Raw genomic sequence first — 18,572 nt, forward strand, 5'->3', positions numbered from 1 at the left:
TTTGAAGTGGTCTTTTGTATTTTCGTACTTCATATTATGGATACACCCCACATACTGAATTCGTAGTGGTATTCAGTGCGCTCAATAACGATCCCGAATTCTAAATCATCCCCAGCTAATACAAAATCTGCATATCCAGTTAGAAATTTTGATATGGTTGATAACTCTTCTAAATTCTCAAATACTTCACCAATGTTCAGTTTAACTGCTTCAAATTTACCACCCTTAGAGAAAAAGAGTCTCCCTTGATCAACTGGAAATTTAATGGTTTTAGCTGTTTCTTTTAACAGTACTATTGATAGTCTTCTGTTTTCTTCATAATTAGTGCTACCAAAGTTTTTTATGTTTGAAGTTTGTGTTAGCATGTTAAATAAGTCTTTACAAAATAAATCATTAGATTCTGGATCCATAAATGAGTCCATAGAAACTGTAACAATATTAGAAAGTTCGTCTACGAGTTCTTTTCTACTACCAGTTCTTTTTGCTTTCATTTTTAGAATTTCAATTCGGCTTTTATTCATATTACTCAAAAATTTTCACACCTTTACTCGCGTGGTGGGTGAATAAAACCACTTACTTCGACAAAGTAATTATAGCACAGGGGAGTAATCTTGGTGGGAATTAGAAAAGAAAATCTTGTTGAAATGACAGCTGAAATTGATTTAGAAATAAACGGAATATATATTGTTGAAAATGGTCAGGTTCAGCTAATAGAACCACCCAAAAGTGGATTTGGTGAACAATCATTTATATATCAAAGTGGAAAAGTAATTCGGATAGAAGAGCGGAAGACAAGATTAATTTAATACTATTTTAGAAAAGATATAACGTGAAAAATAAAAAGTGCCACAAATGTTTGTACAGCAGACATTTGTGGCACTTTTATCTTTTTATAGAGCATAAAATGAATGAAACTAAAACTGCTCATTCTTCTCCCAAGATTCTACAATATAATGAGCAATTGTCGGATTAAATCCTTTCCCAACTAAAAACATAATCGCAGCAACTTCTGTTAAAGCGTGTTTGTGTGATGTATGTTTCGCTTCATTTAAACCGTAATCTACCCAAGGTTTTACGAAATCTAGTACAGGTTTCTTTAAAGGTAAGAACTGTGTACCGACAACTTGTTGAATCTGTTGTTGCGTTGGTTCTGTAATTGGTCCAGGTGGTAAAATTTGAGGCTGTGTAATATCCAATGTTGGTCCAGGTGGTAAAATTTGTGGTTGTGTAATATCGAAAGTTGGCGGTTTAGGTGGTGAGACACGTGCGTCGTAGTTTGGTTGATACATTTGTTGTTGTACTTGAGTTTGTTGTGGCTGAGTTGGGTATGGGTTTTGTTGAAACTGTTGTTCTTGAGTTTGCGGTGCTACATATGGATTTTGTTGAAACTGTTGTTCTTGAGTTTGCGGTGCTACATATGGATTTTGTTGAAATTGTTGCTCTTGAGTTTGTGGTACTGCATATGGATTTTGAGGATATTCGTAACTTGGACGTGTGTCATATGGATTTTGTTGAAATTGTTGTTCTTGAGTTTGTGGCGCTGCATATGGATTTTGTTCATATTGTTGCTCTTGTTCTTCATATTGTTCTGTATATCTTTGTTCTTGTTCTTGCACCTGAGGGTAAAATGGTTGTTGTGGGTAAGGCGGTTGATTATTATAGAACATATTTATTCCTCCTTCATGATGATGCCTACCACCTAGTGTATGGGCGGACAAGAAAATATGTGATGAAAAAATGCGGGCGTGTTACAATAAGTAACTGGGTGAAGATAAAATGACAAAACAAGAAAAGATAGAAAAAACAATTACTTTTGTAAAACATATTTTAGAAAAAGATGCCAGTGGGCATGATTGGTATCATATTGAGCGTGTACATAAACTGGCGATTTCTTTATCCGAGCAAGAAGGAGGAAATCGTTTTATAATTGAAATGGCAGCATTACTTCACGATGTGGCAGATGAGAAGTTAAATGAAAGTGAAGAAGCAGGAATGAAAAAAGTTTCTGATTGGTTAGAAGAGTTACATGTTGAAGAAGAGGAAAGTAAGCATGTTCTTCATATTATCGCCAATATGTCTTATAAAGGTGGTCATGGCGGTAAAGTGGAGTCAATTGAAGGGAAGATTGTTCAAGATGCAGATCGCTTAGACGCTCTTGGTGCTATTGGAATAGCTCGCACATTTGCGTATGGCGGGGCGAAAGGGAGACTAATGTATGATCCAACTATTCCTCCTCGTGAAGTGATGACGAAAGATGAATATAGAAAAAATAATGACCCATCTTTAAATCATTTTTATGAAAAACTTTTAAAACTAAAAGACTTAATGAATACGAATGCAGCAAAACAAGAGGCTGAAGTTCGTCATCGTTATATGGAACAGTTTATTGAACAATTTATGAAAGAGTGGAATGCACAAATATGAAAATGTTAACTGTGGAAAACTTATCAAAATCATATGGAGAGAAACCGTTATTTGATGGATTATCATTTAGTATTGCAGAAGGACAACGTGCCGGAATTATCGGTGTAAATGGTACTGGTAAATCAACTTTATTAAAAATTATTGCAGGGGCAGAAATTCCTGACACAGGTGATATGACTCATTCACGTGGGTATACAATTAGTTATTTATCACAGCAACCAGAGTTTGATGAACAATTAACAGTATTAGAACAAGTCTTCCATGGTGATACACCTTTAATTCGTCTTCTTCGTGATTATGAAAAGGCGCTATTACATATCGAAAAAGATCCAAGTAATGAAAAGGTACAGGAACAATTATTTGCAGTGCAACAACGTATGGACGCAATGAGTGCGTGGGAAGCAAATGCGAATGCAAAATCGTTATTAACGAAACTAGGAATTACGGATTTCACAGCAATTGTTGGAAATTTATCTGGTGGGCAGAAAAAACGTATTGCGATGGCGCAGTGTTTTATTGAAACACCGGATCTATTAATTTTAGATGAGCCTACGAACCATCTTGACCATGAGACAGTTGAGTGGTTAGAGGAATATTTAGCAAGGTACACAGGTGCGGTATTACTTGTAACCCATGATCGTTATTTCTTAGATCGTGTGACGAATCGTATTTTCGAATTAGATAATGGAAAATTGTATAGTTATGAAGGGAATTACAGTACGTTTTTAGAAGCGAAAGCACTTCGTGAAGAACAAGAACTTGCACAAGAATCAAAACGTCAAAACTTATATCGCCGTGAACTAGCGTGGATTCGCCGTGGTGCAAAAGCTCGTTCGACTAAGCAAAAGGCACGTATTCAACGTTTTGAAGAGTTAAAAGGTCAAGAAGGGCCAGCTGCAAAACAGTCAGTTGATATTGCGCTTAGCGGTAGTCGCCTTGGGAAAAAAGTACTTGAGTTAAAAGATGTAACGAAAAAATTTGGCGATAAAACAGTATTAAACAACTTCAATCATATCGTGAAACCAGGCGATCGTATCGGAATTATTGGAGCAAATGGAAGCGGGAAATCTTCGCTATTAAATATGCTTGCAGGTAAAATATCTCCTGATAGTGGTGAAATTGAAGTTGGGCAAACAGTAAAAATCGCTTACTATACGCAAGAAAATGAAGAGATGAATTTAAATCAACGTATGATTGAATACATTAAAGAAATCGCGGAAGTTATTCATACGACAGATGGAAAAGTAATTGGTGCGTCTCAAATGTTAGAACGTTTCTTATTCCCGCCGCATTCACATGGTACACCGCTCGGCAAACTATCTGGTGGCGAGAGAAGACGTTTATACTTATTACGTATATTAATGGGAGAACCGAACGTACTATTACTCGATGAGCCTACGAATGATTTAGATACACAAACATTAACAGTGTTAGAAGATTATTTAGAAGATTTCCCGGGTGTCGTTTTAACTGTATCGCATGATCGTTACTTCTTAGATAAAGTAGTAGATGAATTGTTCATCTTTACGGGAGAAGGAGAAGTGCGCGAATTTCTAGGTAGTTATACGGATTACTTAGAAATGGAAAAAACGAGAGAACTTATTGAGAAAGCGGAAGTGCAGAAAGAGAAAAAAGTAGTAGAAGAAGCACCGAAACAACAACGTAAGCGTAAACTTTCATATAACGAGCAGCGCGAATGGGAAACAATTGAAGATACAATTGCGGAACTTGAAGAAAAGCTAGAATCAATTGGAGAAGAGCTTGCGAATGTTGGTTCTGATTTTACGAAAGCGCAAGAATTGTCTGAAGCACAGCAAAAAACAGAAGAAGAGCTAGAAAAAACGATGGAAAGATGGAGTGAACTATCGGACATTGTTGAAGGATTAAAATAAAAACAAGCTGCATATATTGAAAAGTAAAGAGAAAAACTTTACACTATTGGTAGAACCTATTTTAGGAGGGAAAAAATGAGAACATCTAATCCAATGTTGAAAAAAGAGGCATTCCGTAAAGAAGGAGCAAGTGCTTCTGCGATGACTATTGGCGGAACAGTAGGCAAAACGTTTATTATGCTTATCTTGCTACTTGCAACGTCTGTCTATTCATACATACAGATGATAGAGGGTACGATGAAGATGCCAGTATTAATTGGCGCTTTAATCGTTGCGGCAATCATCGCATTTGCGTCTATGTTCTTCCCACGTATTTCACCTTTTGGTGCACCAATCTATGCAGCAGTAGAAGGGGTTGTGTTAGGTAGTATTTCAGCGGTTTATACAATGAAATTTGGCGATTCTATCGTTTTAAATGCTGTTTTACTAACAATCTCAATTCTATTTGCAATGTTAGTGTTATATGCAACACGTGTAGTAAAAGTAACGGATAAATTCCGTACAGGCGTGATGGCAGCAACACTTGGAATTATGGTTATGTATTTAGTCGTATTTCTACTAAACATGTTTGGTGTAACGGTTCCGTACATTCACCAAGGCGGTACAATCGGTATTATTATTAGTGCAGTTGTTATCGTAGTTGCTGCATTAAACTTATTACTAGATTTCGATTTAATCGAAAATGGTGTACGTAGTCAAGCTCCGAAATATATGGAGTGGTACACTGCAATGGGACTAATGCTTACATTAGTTTGGTTATACTTAGAAATTCTTCGTTTCGTTTCTTACTTTACGAAAAATGACTAATAAAAAATCCTGCATGAAAAATGCAGGATTTTTTTATTTTCAAAGATAAATTGATGATGTGGTATAATATGGATGTTGGTAACCTTAAATTGAAGGGGATGGAATATGATGAAAGAGAAGAAAGGGATTATGAAAAAACTATTTTCTAAAAGTTTTTTCATAGAACTAGATGATGCTTTAACGTATCCATCGGGAGAAGTTATTACTTCAGCTATTGAAAGTTATGCGGCTGAATGTAATGAACAACTTAAATTTGAGAGTAAAGTAAAACCGATAACTTTTTACTTAGAAGAAGTATTGTATCGTGCGGAAATAAAGATGGCCCGTGGAGGATATTACATTTCATGCAGTGAAGTATAAATTTTGAAACCTTACATGTTTAAAATATGTGAGGTTTCTTTTTTTCTTTTATAGCATAAAAAATAATCTTTTTTACTTTAAAATATATTATTTTACGCTTTTTACCCTTCATACATTTTTATTTACAATGAAGAAAAATATGTGAGGTGGTATAACTTATGATGAATCGAGTTGTATTAATCGGTAGATTGACAAAGGAGCCAGAATTATACTACACAAAGCAAGGCGTCGCGTATGCACGAGCATGTGTTGCGGTGAATAGAGGATTTCGAAATAGTTTAGGTGAACAACAAGTAGACTTTATTAATTGTGTCGTATGGCGAAAATCGGCTGAGAATGTAACTGAATATTGTAAGAAGGGCTCACTTGTTGGGATTACAGGGCGTATTCAGACGAGTAATTACGATGATGAACAAGGCAAGAGAATATATAGAACTGAAGTTGTGATTGAGAGTATAACCTTTTTGGAGAGAAGGCGGGAGGGGGCATCGTAATAAGAGGGTCTAGTAACATAGCCCTCTATCACTTTTGATTAATACCTTCCCAAACAACATCTAATTGTTGATTGAGAATATTTTTCGCATTGATTTCATTTCCATGTAGTAGCGAATGCGACATTAGTGTATAAAAATAAGTGCTCATAACAGTAGAAGTGATAATATGTATATCCCATTGACTGTTTAATTTTCCTGCCTCTTTCGCTTCTGTAATAATTGAAGACAAACCTTCTTGTAGCTGTTGTATACTTTTTAATTCATTTTCTACTAAGTAGTTTGACTTTATAATCTCAAAGACGGCATGCTTCATTAAATCACCATGTCCAGTAAATCGATCCAGTAAATCGCCTAAAACAAGTTTGATTCTTTCTTTTGGATGTTCCACATTTTCGTAAGTTTTTAAACTTTCATTCCATAGCTCAATTTGAGAATCACCTAAAAATAATAATATGTTTTCCTTTTTCGGAAAGTAGTTGAAGAAAGTGCCCTTCGCTATCCCACATGCAGTAGTAATATCTTGAACCGTTACATTTTCGTACCCGCGTTCTTGGAAGAGTTGTACTGCTTTTAGGAATATAAGTTCTTTTAATTCTTTTTTTCTCGTTTCTCTCAGCATATAATCTACTCCTAACACAAACAATTATATCTGTTTAATAGATAATCTCAAATGAAATCTTACTTCATGATTAAGTTTAATGTAATCGAAAGAAGGATAGAGAATGCTGTTTCTTATTTTTATTATAAATGAAAGTTGTATAGTTCATGTGCTTGCCTTTCAGAAATCCATTTTGGAATACGTTTCATTACTTCATTTCTTACTATAGTTAAAGGTTTACTTTCTATTTGCGCCATTTTTCCAACTGTCCACGCAGTGTTTGAGATTTTTTCAATTCTATCCCGTCTTTTTTGTTCGTATTCTATAAATGCTTGACGATAATGGGCATTATTTTTGATGCATTCAGCCAAAATAATCGCATCTTCAATTGCTTGGCAAGCACCTTGGCCTAAATTCGGAGTAAGTGCATGGGCAGCATCCCCAATAAAAACGATGCGTTTTTCAAAAAACTGATTCATTGGCATAATGTCTACAATATCACGATGAATCATATGAACGTCCGATGCATTATGCAAAATAGATGGTATGGGATTGTGGTAAGATTTGAAATGATTATATAAATCTGCTGTTGTGTAAGCTTTGTATTTTGGATCTCTAGCTTTCGCGTTTATGAGCGCATACCAGTATACTTCGTTGTTGGGAAGAGGGACGATACCAAATCTACCGTTCGTTCCCCAAGTTTCAATAAAGTCATTTGTTAAAGAAAGATTATTAGTAGGAGTTATGCCACGCCAACACGTATATCCTGCATAACGATAATTATCCCTTTGTGTTACTTGTTTTCGAACGACAGAATGAATACCATCGGCAGCAATCAGTATATTGCCAAATGCTTCACTACCATCTTGAAATACTATTTTTAAGGCGTCTTCCTCATTTCGTTCTATTTTTACACATTCTTTTCCCCATTCGACAGTATCTTCTTGTAGTTCAGAAAGTAGCAATTGATGTAAATCTTTTCTATGAATAGAGTACATTTTAGGATAACAAGCTGGGATAATCAATTTATTGAAAATCGTTCCTTTTTCGGATACAAGTTTAAAGCCGTTACTTTCATTGCCGAATTTTTTTATTCTCTCAGAAATTCCGTATGGCTCAAGTGCTTGCATTGCATTTGGAGCAATGATAATACCCGCACCAGCAACAGTAGGCTCATTGTTTTTATCATATACTTTTACTTCTATTCCTATTTTTTGTAAGGAAATTGCTGCGCAAAGTCCAGCAATACCGCCACCAATAATTATGACATTGTTCATTTGTTATCACTCCACCTTTGAATGACTTAACTCATAAAATGACCACGGTCATTTTATGAGTTAAGGTTAATCCCTTTTTATGTAATTGTCAATTATACTTTTAACTATAGTTATGGAATGATTAGGTGAAAATAGAATGAATGAAACTTTCCAGCAATGTAGAAAGGTAAATAGTAAAATTAAGCATTCGAGTAGGAGTATAGCGTGATAACATGTTACAATACAGCTAAGAACATGCAATAAAGGAGAGTTTTTTACGTGAAGATTAAAGCAATTGAACCGACGCCAAGTCCAAATACAATGAAAGTTATTTTGAATGAAGTATTACCATCAGGAGCACGTAATAATTATACAAATGAAAATAAAGAACAAGCACCAATGCAAGTGCAAGAAATTTTGAAAATTGAAGGCATTAAAGGTGTATATCATGTAGCCGACTTTTTAGCAGTGGAGCGAAATGCAAAGTATGACTGGAAAGTTTTATTACAGCAAGTTCGTGCTGTTTTTGGCGAAGAAGTAGTGGAAGAAAGTGAAGAACAACAACTTGCTCATTTTGGGGAAGTGAAAGTGTTTGTTCAAATGTTCTTTACAATTCCAATGCAAGTAAAGTTAACAGATGGAACGACGGAAGAACGTGTTGGTTTACCTGACCGTTTTAAAGAATCAATTATGAAAGTGCAAATGTCTGCACCAAACGTTGTAAAAGAACGTAAATGGGTGGAACAAAGTACACGTTACGGTAATTTTGAAGAAATCGGGAAAGAAGTAGTAGAAGAGATTGTTGCTGCTTATCCGGAAGAACGTGTAAATGAAACGGTTAAAGAATTATTAAATCAGGCAGGTGCTGTTGAAGTAACGATTCAAAAGCGTGAGCCATATAAAGTAACAGAAGAGATGATGAAAGATGCTGACTGGAAAAAACGTTTTGCAGCTTTAGAACAAATGGATCCTACTGAAGAAGATATTCCAGTGTTGAAGATGGCGTTAGATGATGAAAAAGTTTCGATTCGCCGTTTAGCAACAGCATATTTAGGTATGGTAAAAGGTAATGAAGTATTACCGTTATTATATAAAGCCTTATTAGATCGCTCTGTAAGTGTTCGTCGTACAGCAGGTGATTGCTTATCAGACGTAGGTGACCCAGCAGCGATGTTCGTTATGATTAAATCTCTGAAAGATCCAAGTAAATTAGTACGATGGCGTGCAGCGATGTTCTTATTTGAACTAGGAGACGAAAGTGCGATTCCAGCATTAAAAGCAGCGCAAGATGATCCAGAGTTTGAAGTAGCAATGCAAGCACGTCTAGCGTTAGAGCGTATTGAAGGCGGAGAAGAAGCAAAAGGTTCTGTATGGAAACAAATGACGGAGTCTCGTAAAGGGGAATAATGTATGATTGTTTTCTATGATAGTTGGTGTCCGATGTGTACGGCGGTTGCAGAACGTACGAAAAAATTAGATAAAAAGGGTAAGGTGAAATTTTTTTCATTTCGAGATGAAGATGTAGTTGAGAAGTATGAACTTTCTCAAGAACTACAAAGTAAGATGGAACAAAGATTGTATATTTTAAAAAATAATAAGTGGTATGACGGCATTCATAGCATATATGTATTAGCAAAGGCCGTTCCATCTTATTGGTTTGCCGTACCTTTTATAAAGCTATCTATCGTACTTGGTTTTGGAAGTAAAGTATACGATTATATCGCTAACAATAGAAAACTTGTCCCAGTTGGACATTGCCGCGAAGGGATTTGTGAAATCCCTACAAAAAAATGAAATCATCGTTATCTTTCTTTTGCACCTATTAATAGAGCGTGATATGATGAATTTGGAATGAAAGTTGAAGGAGAGATTACAAGATGTCAAATGCTTATGAAGAATACATGCGCCAAATGGTAATCCCAATGCGCCAAGAGTTAGTGCGTTCTGGGTTTGAAGAGTTAACTACAGAAGAAGCTGTAACAGAATTTATGGAAAATACATCAGGTACAACTTTAGTAGTTGTAAACTCTGTTTGTGGTTGTGCAGCTGGTTTAGCACGTCCATCAGCAGGTCAAGCGGTTGTTCGTGCTGAAAAACAACCTGATCATCTTGTAACTGTATTCGCAGGTCAAGATAAAGATGCTACTGCAAAAATGCGTGAATACTTCGGAGAAATTCCTCCATCTTCACCATCTATGGCATTATTAAAAGGAAAAGAAGTTGTTCACTTCATTCACCGTCATGAAATTGAAGGTGCAACTATGGACGAAATTATTACGAATTTAGAACAAGCTTTCGAAAAGAATTGCTAAAGAAGGGGGAGAGTAAATCTCCCTCTTTTCTTTATATAGAGGTGAAACAATGATAGTAACAACAGCAGGAAGAACGAACAAAGAAATGACAGCTTATGCAAACAGGGTAGCAGCAGAATTAAATGCTTCTTTCGTTAAACGTAATGACATACCAGTACATAAGCTGCATGAACAGTATGAACAAGATGTACTTGTCGTAGGGAAGAACCGATTAGCTATTTATCCAAAAGGTACGGAAGAATCGTTTTTCTTTCATCCGAACTCAGCGATGTTTCGTGTGAAAAGGTTAATGCGCGGAGAACACGATCCGTTTGTACAAGCCACGCAATTAGAGAGAGGATTGACAGTGTTAGATTGTACGCTCGGGATGGCATCAGATAGTATTGTAGCGAGTTATATTGTTGGGGAAAGCGGAAAAGTAACAGGACTTGAAGGCAATGAGTATATGGCTTATATTATGGAAAATGGTTTGAAAACATGGTCTTCATCCGTTTCTGAAATTGATGAAGCAATGCAACGAATTGATGTAAAGCAAACGGAACACTTCGCATTTTTAAAACAATGTGGAGATAATAGCTATGACGTCGTTTATCTCGATCCGATGTTTGAAGAAACTGTTATAGAATCAGATGGAATTAAAGGATTAAAACACTTCGCTTTGTATCATGATATTACCGACGAAACAATTGCGGAAGCGAAGCGTGTGGCGAAAAAACGTGTCGTTCTGAAAGATCATTTCCGTAGTTCTAGATTTGAAAAACACAATTTTCACGTATACAAAAGAAAAAGTGCTAAGTTTCACTTTGGTGTAATTGACCCTTGCTAATTGTTTGAAAAGATGTATAATAAGCAATAATTAATTAAATATAATGTCTGTGATGAAGAGAGTAGTCTTTTTTAGAAGGAAAGCGAGCTAGGGAGGGTGTGAGCCTAGTACGGAAGAAAAAGATGAAGCGCACTTTGGAGATGCTTCTTGAACGAATAGTAGAGTAAGCCGAGGCCCCCTGTCCTCGTTATAAACGGGAAAGTGGTTCGTAACGAACAACAAGGGTGGTACCACGGGTTCAAACTCGTCTCTTTTTTAGAGACGAGTTTTTTGTGTTTTAAAAAATAAGGAGGTTAAATTATGGATTATAAAATGCATTTTGCGGAAAGTTTATCTAATATTTTCACGAATGAATTAACGCAAAAACAAATTTTAGATTTAATTGAATCACCGAAACAAGATGAATTTGGAGATGCAGCGTTCCCATGCTTTTCATTAGCGAAGCAATATAAAAAAGCACCGGCTATTATTGCAAAGGAAGTTGCACAGAAATTAAGCGATCCATTTTTTACGAAAGTAGAAGCCGTTGGTCCTTATGTAAATGTATTTTTTAATCGTGAAACTGTAAGTGATACAGTATTAAAAACGATTTTAGCGGAGAAAGAAGAGTACGGTAAAAATCATTTTGGATATGAAAAAACGGTCGTTATCGATTATTCCTCTCCTAATATCGCGAAACCTTTTTCAATGGGGCATTTACGTTCTACAATGATTGGAAATTCATTGAAACATATCGCTGAAAAATGTGGGTATGAAGTTGTAGGGATTAATTATATTGGAGACTGGGGAACACAGTTTGGAAAGTTAATTACCGCTTATAAAAAATGGGGAAATGAAGCAGTAGTGAAAGAGGATCCAATACGTGAACTATTTAAGTTATATGTTCAATTCCATGAAGAGGTAAAAGACGACGAAGAATTAGCAGAAGAAGGACGCGCTTGGTTTAAGAAATTAGAAGAAGGTGATGAAGAAGCAGTTGAGCTTTGGAATTGGTTCCGCCACGAATCCTTAAAAGAATTTTCTCGTATTTATGAACTTCTCGGTGTGGAATTTACTAATTTTCAAGGAGAAGCTTTTTATAATAATTTAATGGAAGACTTTATTGGGATTTTAGAGGAACATGATTTACTTGAAGAGTCAGAAGGTGCATTAATCGTTAATTTAGAAGAAGAGGGCATGCCGCCTTGCTTAATTAGAAAATCAGATGGTGCGACGATTTACGCAACGCGTGACTTAACGGCAGCTCTATATCGTCAAAACACATTTGGTTTTGATAAAGCGTTATACGTAGTTGGCCCAGAACAAAGTTTACACTTCAATCAATTCTTCACTGTATTAAAAAAGCTCGGCTACAATTGGGTTGATGGCATGGAACATGTACCGTTTGGTTTCATTTTAAAAGATGGTAAGAAAATGTCGACACGTAAAGGAAGAGTTATTTTACTAGAAGAAGTACTTGAGGAAGCAATCGAACTTGCAAAACAAAATATTGAAGAGAAAAATCCAAACTTAAAACAAAAAGAAGAAGTAGCAAAGCAAGTCGGCGCTGGCGCAGTTATCTTCCACGATTTAAAAAATGAGCGTATGCATAATATTGAATTCTCATTAGAAAATATGCTGAAATTTGAAGGGGAAACAGGTCCATATGTACAATACACACATGCACGTGCTTGCTCTATTTTAAGAAAAGAAAGCGTAGAATTTGAAACGTGTACGTTTGCATTAAAAGATGATCATAGCTGGAGCGTTGTAAAATTACTTAATAAATTCCCACAAGTAATTGAAATAGCCTTCAACAAAAATGAACCATCGGTTATTTCGAAATACGTATTAGATGTAGCACAATCGTTTAATAAATACTACGGGAATGTGCGTATATTAGAAGAGAGTGAAGAGAAAGACAGTAGACTGGCGTTAGTGTATGCTGTGACGGTTGTATTAAAAGAGGGGTTACGTTTACTTGGGGTGGAGGCACCTGAGGAGATGTAACATAAAAAGGTGTATGTATCATTACAGATATGTATGCCTTTTTTATTTTGTATAGGAACGGTGTAAGCAGTATTTTCACATTATCAAAACTATATTTGAAGGATTGTTTAAAGCGTAGGAATGTTTTTGTTAAATGGAGAATTGTAATAGGTGTATATTAAAGGAGGCGTTAAACTTGGAAACGTACGATTGGAACAGTAAACTAGCGTATTTAAAGAATACGAGAGATCTATATTACAACGACGATTATGTAAGCTTTTTAGTAAATACAGTTTGGAAGATTACTAAGCCAGTACATATTGTTGATTTCGGTTGTGGATATGGTTATTTAGGCTTAGTATTAATGCCATTACTTCCAATAGGTTCAAAGTATACAGGCGTTGATAGTGGAGAAACATTACTTGCTGAAGCGAGAGAGTTGTTTCGTTTACTTCCATATGAGACACAATTTCTTGAAGGAGATGCTACAGAAATTGAATTGAACGATACATATGATATAGCAATCTGTCATGCCTTCTTATTACATATGAGTTCACCAAAAACGATGCTACAAAAAATGATGCATTCAGTTAAAAAGGGTGGAAAAATAATCTGTTTTGAACCACATTGGATATCAAATATGTCTTCATACTTTTTAGATGGGGAGAATCAATCGGAAATTATTAGGTTAGGCACTTTGCAGAAGTTATTTGAAAGTGACACACAGAGAAACGGAAAAGATGGAAATATAGGCATGAAAATACCGATATATTTAAGTGAATTAGGCGTGAAAAATATTGAATGTAGAGTAAGCGATAAAGTGAACTTTTTAGATTCTAATATGCCCCATAATGGTAAAGCGAAGTTGTATCATTCATTAAAGGAAGAGGGGATTGCGGGGAATCCAGGTGATAATCAGCAATTTATAGGACGTTTAATAGACAGAGGATTAACATATGATGATGCGCTAGCTCAATATGAAGCTGAACTACGATTTTTTAAAGCATTTCATCTATATTCTTCTTTAGTATATGCTCCGAATATGAAAATTACATTTGGTGACGTAGAATGTTGAAAGATAGCTGTGTGTCGAAGTATGTATTTTTTGTCGATAAGTCGATATTCACCGTATAATCGCTGATATATCTAGAAAATCGCCGATATATTTTAAGAATCGCTGATATATTTGAATTATCGCCGATATAATTTCATGTACTGATTACAGCTATATAAAAATAAGATCCACATGTTACGTTATTCCATATAATCAAACAAAATACAGAGGAAAACAATCATTTTTACTATATTTTGTTATAAATTTGAATAATATTAAATAATACTATCCATTATAGGAGATTTTAGTTGAATACATACAATATGATGTGTAAAATCTAAGCAAGTAGCAGTATAAATAAATATTCGAGGTGAATACATGCTAGATTTTAAGCAGTTAGATGCTTGTTTGAAAGACAAGAGATTTATAGAGGGATTACAGGAAATAAATAATGAAATTTCATATATAAAAGAAAAGAATACTTTATCTTATGTGAAGAATTGGCTTGCTAATATTCCTTCACATAAGGAGTTTGATATATTAATTCGCCTTACTGATGAAGGGCTTATGCACCAATACAGTTCATTCCTCATTCGCTACGCTTATAAAAAATTCCCAAATATGAGAACGCTCTCTTTATATTGTGATGAGTTAATTGATGAGCGGAAAATTCTTGAAGCAGAACAGTTGCTAAAAGACTCATTAGAAGAGGTAAATAAAGAAGAGATGGACGTTGATCTTTTAGCGAAAACATATTTTACATTAGTACGATGTTTGTTGGAAATGAAACGAAATGAAGAAGCCCTTTTTTATATGAAAAAGGCAGAAGAGTACAGTGAACGTGCTGTATTTGATAAATGGGGCTACGTCTATATGCATACAGGTGAATGGGAGAAAGCAGAAGAACAATTTATAGTTGGTATGCAGCATAAAGATTGTGAAGAGTTATCTACCTATTTATTATCACAGTTATATGCGAATAAAGGAGAACAAAAACGTGCATTACAGTTAATTGATGATGCGATTGTAAAGTTCCCGCAAGTACCATATTTTCATTTTGAAAAGGTAAAATATTTATTAGATTTAGGAAAGTATGAAGAAATGTTAGCGGTAATAGATAACATAAATAAACAGCTTCCTTATCATGCGTATAAAGCTTATTTCGTACATTTACGAGCAGAAGCACTGTACAAAATGAATAAACTTATAGATTTACAACAGTTATTACAAGAAGAAAAAAGTTTAAAAGGGTCTTTATATCATAATTTAGCAAAAAATCCAAATGGAAAAAAGGTTCACTTACCAATCGTTCCAATTGTACAAAAGGATAATTATTGCGTACCAACAAGTTTAGAAATGATGTTGCAAATTTGGGGAGAAAAACGTACACAAGATGAAATAGCAGAGTTTATTTTTGATATGACAGGATCGAAGTTTTCAGATACTGTTTCTTATTTAGAAGAATTAGGTTATGAATATCGTTATTTTAAAGGTAATGAAGAGAATTATAAGAGACTGATTGATGAAGGAATTCCTGTTTTATTAAGTATAGATATTGAGCATGCTTCACATGTACAAGTACTATCTGGATATGATGATACATTGCAGGCCTTTTATGTTCAAGATCCGAACTTTATAGAGCCAGTTATTGTGGAATATAGTAAGTTACAAGAAAAATATCGTTATACAGGTTGTTTAGCGATTACGTTTGTTCCAAAAGAAAAGAAGGAACAACTATCATTTTTAAATGAAGAAGAAAATACTTATTTCAAATCAATTTTTTCTTTAACGGATCATTTAGATGAACAAGATAAAGAGGGGATTCATAAGTTAGTACAGTTTTTAAAAGAGACAAGTGATAATCCGAATACGTGGTTATATACGGTTAAGCATTTAGATGTTGAAGTAGATAAAGAATTTATTTTATATTGTATAGAAAAGTTAATGGAGAAATTTCCTAACTCAGATTTTGTTAAATTACATGGTGCACAGTGCTTTATTCGCCTGGAAGAGTTAGAAAAAGCTGGGCACATGCTTGCGAGTGTTGAGAAGAAAAATAGTCGTGCCTTATATCATTTCATAAACGGAAGGTATGCTTTTGAGCAGGAAAGTTATTTAGAAGCAATTTCAAGTTTTCGTTCCTCGTTACAATTAGACGCAGATCAGCCGATTGCTTGGAGTTTCCTTGCGTTATCCTATATGTATATCGATCAATCTGATAAGGCATTGCAGTTTTCTCAAGTTGCTTTAGAACGTAGTCCAGAAAGATTTACTTTAACGAATCACGGGTTAATATTAATAGATTTAGAAAGATATGAAGAAGCGTATGAAATCTTTAATGATTTGTTAAAAGAATATAAAAATGAAGCACATGTATGGTATGAGCGAGCGAGATGTGCACATCAATTAGGGAAATTACATTTAGCGATAAAAGGGCTTAAAATAGCGATTCATTTGGATAGTAATGCACCTTACATTTATACGAAACTTTCGGAAATATACGAATCTGATTTGAAGGATGAGGAAAGTACGAAAGAAATTTTATTAAAAGGTATTGAGAATTGTGATGATAAGGCACCTCTATATGTAAAACTGGGTGACTATCATTTTCAAAATGATAGCCTGGAAGAAGCAGAATCGTTGTATACTCGTGCTTTAGAAGAAAATCATGATGATGTTTATTCTCACTTCGGACTTACGCAAGTTTATATGGCAAGAGAACAATATAAGGAAGCAAAAGAATATATTCTCGGTATTGAAAAACAAATTGAAAAGAGCCAAGATTTTCTTATGAATGCGGGAATGGTTTTATGGGATGCTGAAGTTGAACTTGGTGGAAGTGAAGAAGGGTTTAAAGTAGCATTGTCTAAGTTAGAGAGTGGTATAAAGCAGAGCGAATATAATGTAGCAAGTGCGTTAGATGAATATGTGAATCGAATGAAAGGAACCGTATTTGTACAACGAGGAATAGCATTCTTAAGAACGTTACAAAAAGAAAGAAATGACGTAAGTGAATATGGCTGTTATACAGGTATTTTATATGAATCTATCGGACAGTATGGCCAAGCGATGAAAAGATATAATAAGGCGATAGAACAAAAGGAAACGGCATTACCGTATTACCAAATTGGTGAAACACTTATGGCATTAGGACAATTAACGGAAGCAAAACAAGCGTATGAAAGATGTTTAGAGCTTGATGGGAATTTCATTGGTGTACATTTACAGCTTGCAGAAATATACGAAAAAGAAGAAAATCGTTCTAAAGAACAAAGTCATATGGTTCAGGCGATGAAAGAAGAGCCGTTGCATATTAATATGGAATATTTGGCACAACTTTCAGTAGAAATGAATCTTCAGGAAGAATTGCTGACTGAGCTAGAACAATTAGCGAACGAAGTACCTGAAATATGGCGATTAGATGCGATTGCATATGTGTATGGAGCGATGGATGAAATAGATAAAGAACAAGCACAGATTGAAGAGGCACTACAATTAGATAGTGAGCATACAGAAGTTTTATATCATTATGCAAAAGTATTAGTGAAAAAAAGAAATGCAAAAGCAATTGAAATTGCAATGAAGGTTATACAAAAAGATGTAAATAATGAACGTATATTTGATGTATATGTAAAAGCGATAGAACAACATAAGAAATGGTCTAACATACGAGATTTTCTTCACATATTAAAAGTGAAAAAGGCAGAAAGAAGTATGGCATTTATGTATGCAGCATCTGCGGTGACGGAAAGATGGATTGAACGTCAACAAAATGAACAGCCAAAGAAATCCATAATTACAAGAGCTTTTTATCGCATGAAAAACCGTGCGAAAGAAATTTCGATTATTACTACAATCATTGATTTATATGAAATCTCATTAAAGTTGAATCAAAAAAATAGTATGGCAGCGCAGCGATTTGCACTATTTTACGAGAATGTGGCGATGTATAAAGAGGCGATAGATGTATTGCAAACATCATTAGAAAGTAAATGGGATTACGATGTAGCGAAGCAACTTGTAAATCTTTTCGTTGAGTGCGAGGAAGAAGGTATGTTAAGAGATGCTATGGAATTAACGAAGCAAATGGTTCGAGAGTTACCAGATGATTACGATACGCTTCTTCTTCAGGCACAAGTATTCTTTAAAGCAGGAGAAGAAAGAAAAGCAGAAAAGATTACCTTACAATTAACGGAGCAAACACCGTTTGTAAGTAGAGCGTTTCTTGCTTTAGGAGAAATATATCAAAGTCAAGAGAGGTTTGAAGAGGCAATTCACGTATTAGAAAATGCCTCTATCCATCATCCGAATGGAACAGCAATTCTTCTTTCTTTAGCATCTTCATATCATGGTGCTGGCCAAACGATAAAGGCAGAAAAAATAACAAATGAAGTAGTAACAATGGATGCGAGTGATTTGTTAGCAAGATATGATCGTGCTTGTTATTTAGCACAGTTAAACAGGAATAAAGAGGCGAAGGAAGAGCTTGAAATTGTACTTCGTGAGGATGAGTCGGGATTTTTCGCTGAACTTATCGAGGATGATGAAAATTTAGCAGCACTGCGAGAATTTGAAAAGTAA

At 34.9% G+C, this 18,572-nt stretch carries 17 protein-coding genes and 1 other annotated feature; of the genes, 13 read left to right on the forward strand and 4 right to left on the reverse strand.

Going from position 1 to position 18,572, the window contains the following annotated elements; all coding sequences use genetic code 11:
- Positions 1–29 precede the first annotated feature (29 nt).
- The gene (locus MR147_RS03025; RefSeq protein WP_074606071.1) at positions 30–530 is read right to left on the reverse strand and encodes a YxiF family protein; all 501 of its coding nucleotides are present in this window, start codon (positions 528–530) and stop codon (positions 30–32) included.
- An 84-nt stretch (positions 531–614) separates the two neighbouring features.
- On the opposite strand from MR147_RS03025, the gene MR147_RS03030 reads away from it, so the two are divergent.
- The gene (locus tag MR147_RS03030; RefSeq protein ID WP_078417153.1) at positions 615–806 is read left to right on the forward strand and encodes a DUF3954 domain-containing protein; all 192 of its coding nucleotides are present in this window, start codon (positions 615–617) and stop codon (positions 804–806) included.
- A gap of 108 nt (positions 807–914) precedes the next feature.
- Here the strand turns inward: MR147_RS03030 and MR147_RS03035 are convergent, their stop codons facing one another.
- On the reverse strand, positions 915–1,667 hold the full coding sequence (locus MR147_RS03035; protein WP_242303629.1) for a hypothetical protein: 753 nt from the start codon (positions 1,665–1,667) through the stop codon (positions 915–917).
- A 109-nt stretch (positions 1,668–1,776) separates the two neighbouring features.
- Between MR147_RS03035 and MR147_RS03040 the strand changes: the two genes are divergently transcribed.
- From MR147_RS03040 to MR147_RS03060, 5 genes are all read left to right on the forward strand, one after another.
- Positions 1,777–2,424 carry an HD domain-containing protein gene (locus MR147_RS03040; RefSeq protein ID WP_000165940.1) on the forward strand — a complete coding sequence of 216 codons (648 nt, stop codon included), beginning with the start codon at positions 1,777–1,779 and terminating at the stop codon, positions 2,422–2,424.
- Positions 2,421–4,316 carry an ABC-F family ATP-binding cassette domain-containing protein gene (locus MR147_RS03045; protein ID WP_014893791.1) on the forward strand — a complete coding sequence of 632 codons (1,896 nt, stop codon included), beginning with the start codon at positions 2,421–2,423 and terminating at the stop codon, positions 4,314–4,316. The genes MR147_RS03040 and MR147_RS03045 overlap by 4 nt, the downstream gene beginning before the upstream one ends.
- A 75-nt stretch (positions 4,317–4,391) precedes the next feature.
- On the forward strand, positions 4,392–5,123 hold the full coding sequence (locus MR147_RS03050; RefSeq protein ID WP_001260642.1) for a Bax inhibitor-1/YccA family protein: 732 nt from the start codon (positions 4,392–4,394) through the stop codon (positions 5,121–5,123).
- Positions 5,124–5,228: 105 nt separating this feature from the next.
- Complete coding sequence (locus MR147_RS03055; protein WP_000975123.1) at positions 5,229–5,483, forward strand: DUF4318 domain-containing protein; 255 nt, start codon at positions 5,229–5,231, stop codon at positions 5,481–5,483.
- A gap of 158 nt (positions 5,484–5,641) precedes the next feature.
- On the forward strand, positions 5,642–5,977 hold the full coding sequence (locus MR147_RS03060) for a single-stranded DNA-binding protein (RefSeq protein WP_000982010.1): 336 nt from the start codon (positions 5,642–5,644) through the stop codon (positions 5,975–5,977).
- Between the two features lie 28 nt (positions 5,978–6,005).
- On the opposite strand, the gene MR147_RS03065 is transcribed toward MR147_RS03060, so the two are convergent.
- Complete coding sequence (locus MR147_RS03065) at positions 6,006–6,596, reverse strand: TetR/AcrR family transcriptional regulator (RefSeq protein ID WP_000943171.1); 591 nt, start codon at positions 6,594–6,596, stop codon at positions 6,006–6,008.
- 122 nt (positions 6,597–6,718) lie between these two features.
- The gene (locus MR147_RS03070; RefSeq protein ID WP_074606076.1) at positions 6,719–7,852 is read right to left on the reverse strand and encodes an FAD-dependent monooxygenase; all 1,134 of its coding nucleotides are present in this window, start codon (positions 7,850–7,852) and stop codon (positions 6,719–6,721) included.
- Positions 7,853–8,110: 258 nt separating this feature from the next.
- Between MR147_RS03070 and MR147_RS03075 the strand changes: the two genes are divergently transcribed.
- The 7 genes from MR147_RS03075 (at position 8,111) to MR147_RS03105 (ending at position 18,572) form a co-directional block, all read left to right on the forward strand.
- Positions 8,111–9,238 (forward strand): conserved virulence factor C family protein, encoded by a 1,128-nt coding sequence (locus tag MR147_RS03075; protein WP_242303630.1) that lies wholly within the window; start codon positions 8,111–8,113, stop codon positions 9,236–9,238.
- Positions 9,239–9,241: 3 nt separating this feature from the next.
- On the forward strand, positions 9,242–9,625 hold the full coding sequence (locus tag MR147_RS03080; protein ID WP_076873648.1) for a thiol-disulfide oxidoreductase DCC family protein: 384 nt from the start codon (positions 9,242–9,244) through the stop codon (positions 9,623–9,625).
- Between the two features lie 83 nt (positions 9,626–9,708).
- Positions 9,709–10,143: a BrxA/BrxB family bacilliredoxin gene (locus tag MR147_RS03085; protein WP_000063706.1), complete on the forward strand. Its 435-nt coding sequence runs from the start codon at positions 9,709–9,711 to the stop codon at positions 10,141–10,143.
- A 49-nt stretch (positions 10,144–10,192) separates the two neighbouring features.
- Positions 10,193–10,969, forward strand: a complete 777-nt coding sequence (locus MR147_RS03090) for a class I SAM-dependent methyltransferase (RefSeq protein WP_242303631.1) — start codon at positions 10,193–10,195, stop codon at positions 10,967–10,969.
- Between the two features lie 40 nt (positions 10,970–11,009).
- Positions 11,010–11,224 (forward strand) — a binding site (T-box leader).
- Positions 11,225–11,269: 45 nt separating this feature from the next.
- Positions 11,270–12,958 (forward strand): arginine--tRNA ligase, encoded by a 1,689-nt coding sequence (gene argS / locus MR147_RS03095; RefSeq protein WP_242303632.1) that lies wholly within the window; start codon positions 11,270–11,272, stop codon positions 12,956–12,958.
- A gap of 175 nt (positions 12,959–13,133) precedes the next feature.
- Positions 13,134–14,012 carry a class I SAM-dependent methyltransferase gene (locus MR147_RS03100; RefSeq protein WP_242303633.1) on the forward strand — a complete coding sequence of 293 codons (879 nt, stop codon included), beginning with the start codon at positions 13,134–13,136 and terminating at the stop codon, positions 14,010–14,012.
- A gap of 357 nt (positions 14,013–14,369) precedes the next feature.
- A complete protein-coding gene (locus MR147_RS03105; protein ID WP_242303634.1) occupies positions 14,370–18,572 on the forward strand; it encodes a bacteriocin-processing peptidase family protein in 4,203 nt (1,400 codons plus the stop codon).

The sequence above is a fragment of the Bacillus cereus group sp. BfR-BA-01350 genome (genome assembly GCF_022663775.1).
In the GTDB taxonomy this organism is placed as follows: domain Bacteria; phylum Bacillota; class Bacilli; order Bacillales; family Bacillaceae_G; genus Bacillus_A; species Bacillus_A paranthracis.

Coding starts and splice junctions, on each gene's coding strand:
- MR147_RS03065 (WP_000943171.1), bottom strand. CDS start 6,596: ATGCTGAGAGAAACGAGAAAAAAAGAATTAAAAGAACTTATATTCCTA.
- MR147_RS03090 (WP_242303631.1), top strand. CDS start 10,193: ATGATAGTAACAACAGCAGGAAGAACGAACAAAGAAATGACAGCTTAT.
- argS (WP_242303632.1), top strand. CDS start 11,270: ATGGATTATAAAATGCATTTTGCGGAAAGTTTATCTAATATTTTCACG.
- MR147_RS03060 (WP_000982010.1), top strand. CDS start 5,642: ATGATGAATCGAGTTGTATTAATCGGTAGATTGACAAAGGAGCCAGAA.
- MR147_RS03085 (WP_000063706.1), top strand. CDS start 9,709: ATGTCAAATGCTTATGAAGAATACATGCGCCAAATGGTAATCCCAATG.
- MR147_RS03070 (WP_074606076.1), bottom strand. CDS start 7,852: ATGAACAATGTCATAATTATTGGTGGCGGTATTGCTGGACTTTGCGCA.
- MR147_RS03080 (WP_076873648.1), top strand. CDS start 9,242: ATGATTGTTTTCTATGATAGTTGGTGTCCGATGTGTACGGCGGTTGCA.
- MR147_RS03045 (WP_014893791.1), top strand. CDS start 2,421: ATGAAAATGTTAACTGTGGAAAACTTATCAAAATCATATGGAGAGAAA.
- MR147_RS03040 (WP_000165940.1), top strand. CDS start 1,777: ATGACAAAACAAGAAAAGATAGAAAAAACAATTACTTTTGTAAAACAT.
- MR147_RS03055 (WP_000975123.1), top strand. CDS start 5,229: ATGATGAAAGAGAAGAAAGGGATTATGAAAAAACTATTTTCTAAAAGT.
- MR147_RS03105 (WP_242303634.1), top strand. CDS start 14,370: ATGCTAGATTTTAAGCAGTTAGATGCTTGTTTGAAAGACAAGAGATTT.
- MR147_RS03050 (WP_001260642.1), top strand. CDS start 4,392: ATGAGAACATCTAATCCAATGTTGAAAAAAGAGGCATTCCGTAAAGAA.
- MR147_RS03035 (WP_242303629.1), bottom strand. CDS start 1,667: ATGTTCTATAATAATCAACCGCCTTACCCACAACAACCATTTTACCCT.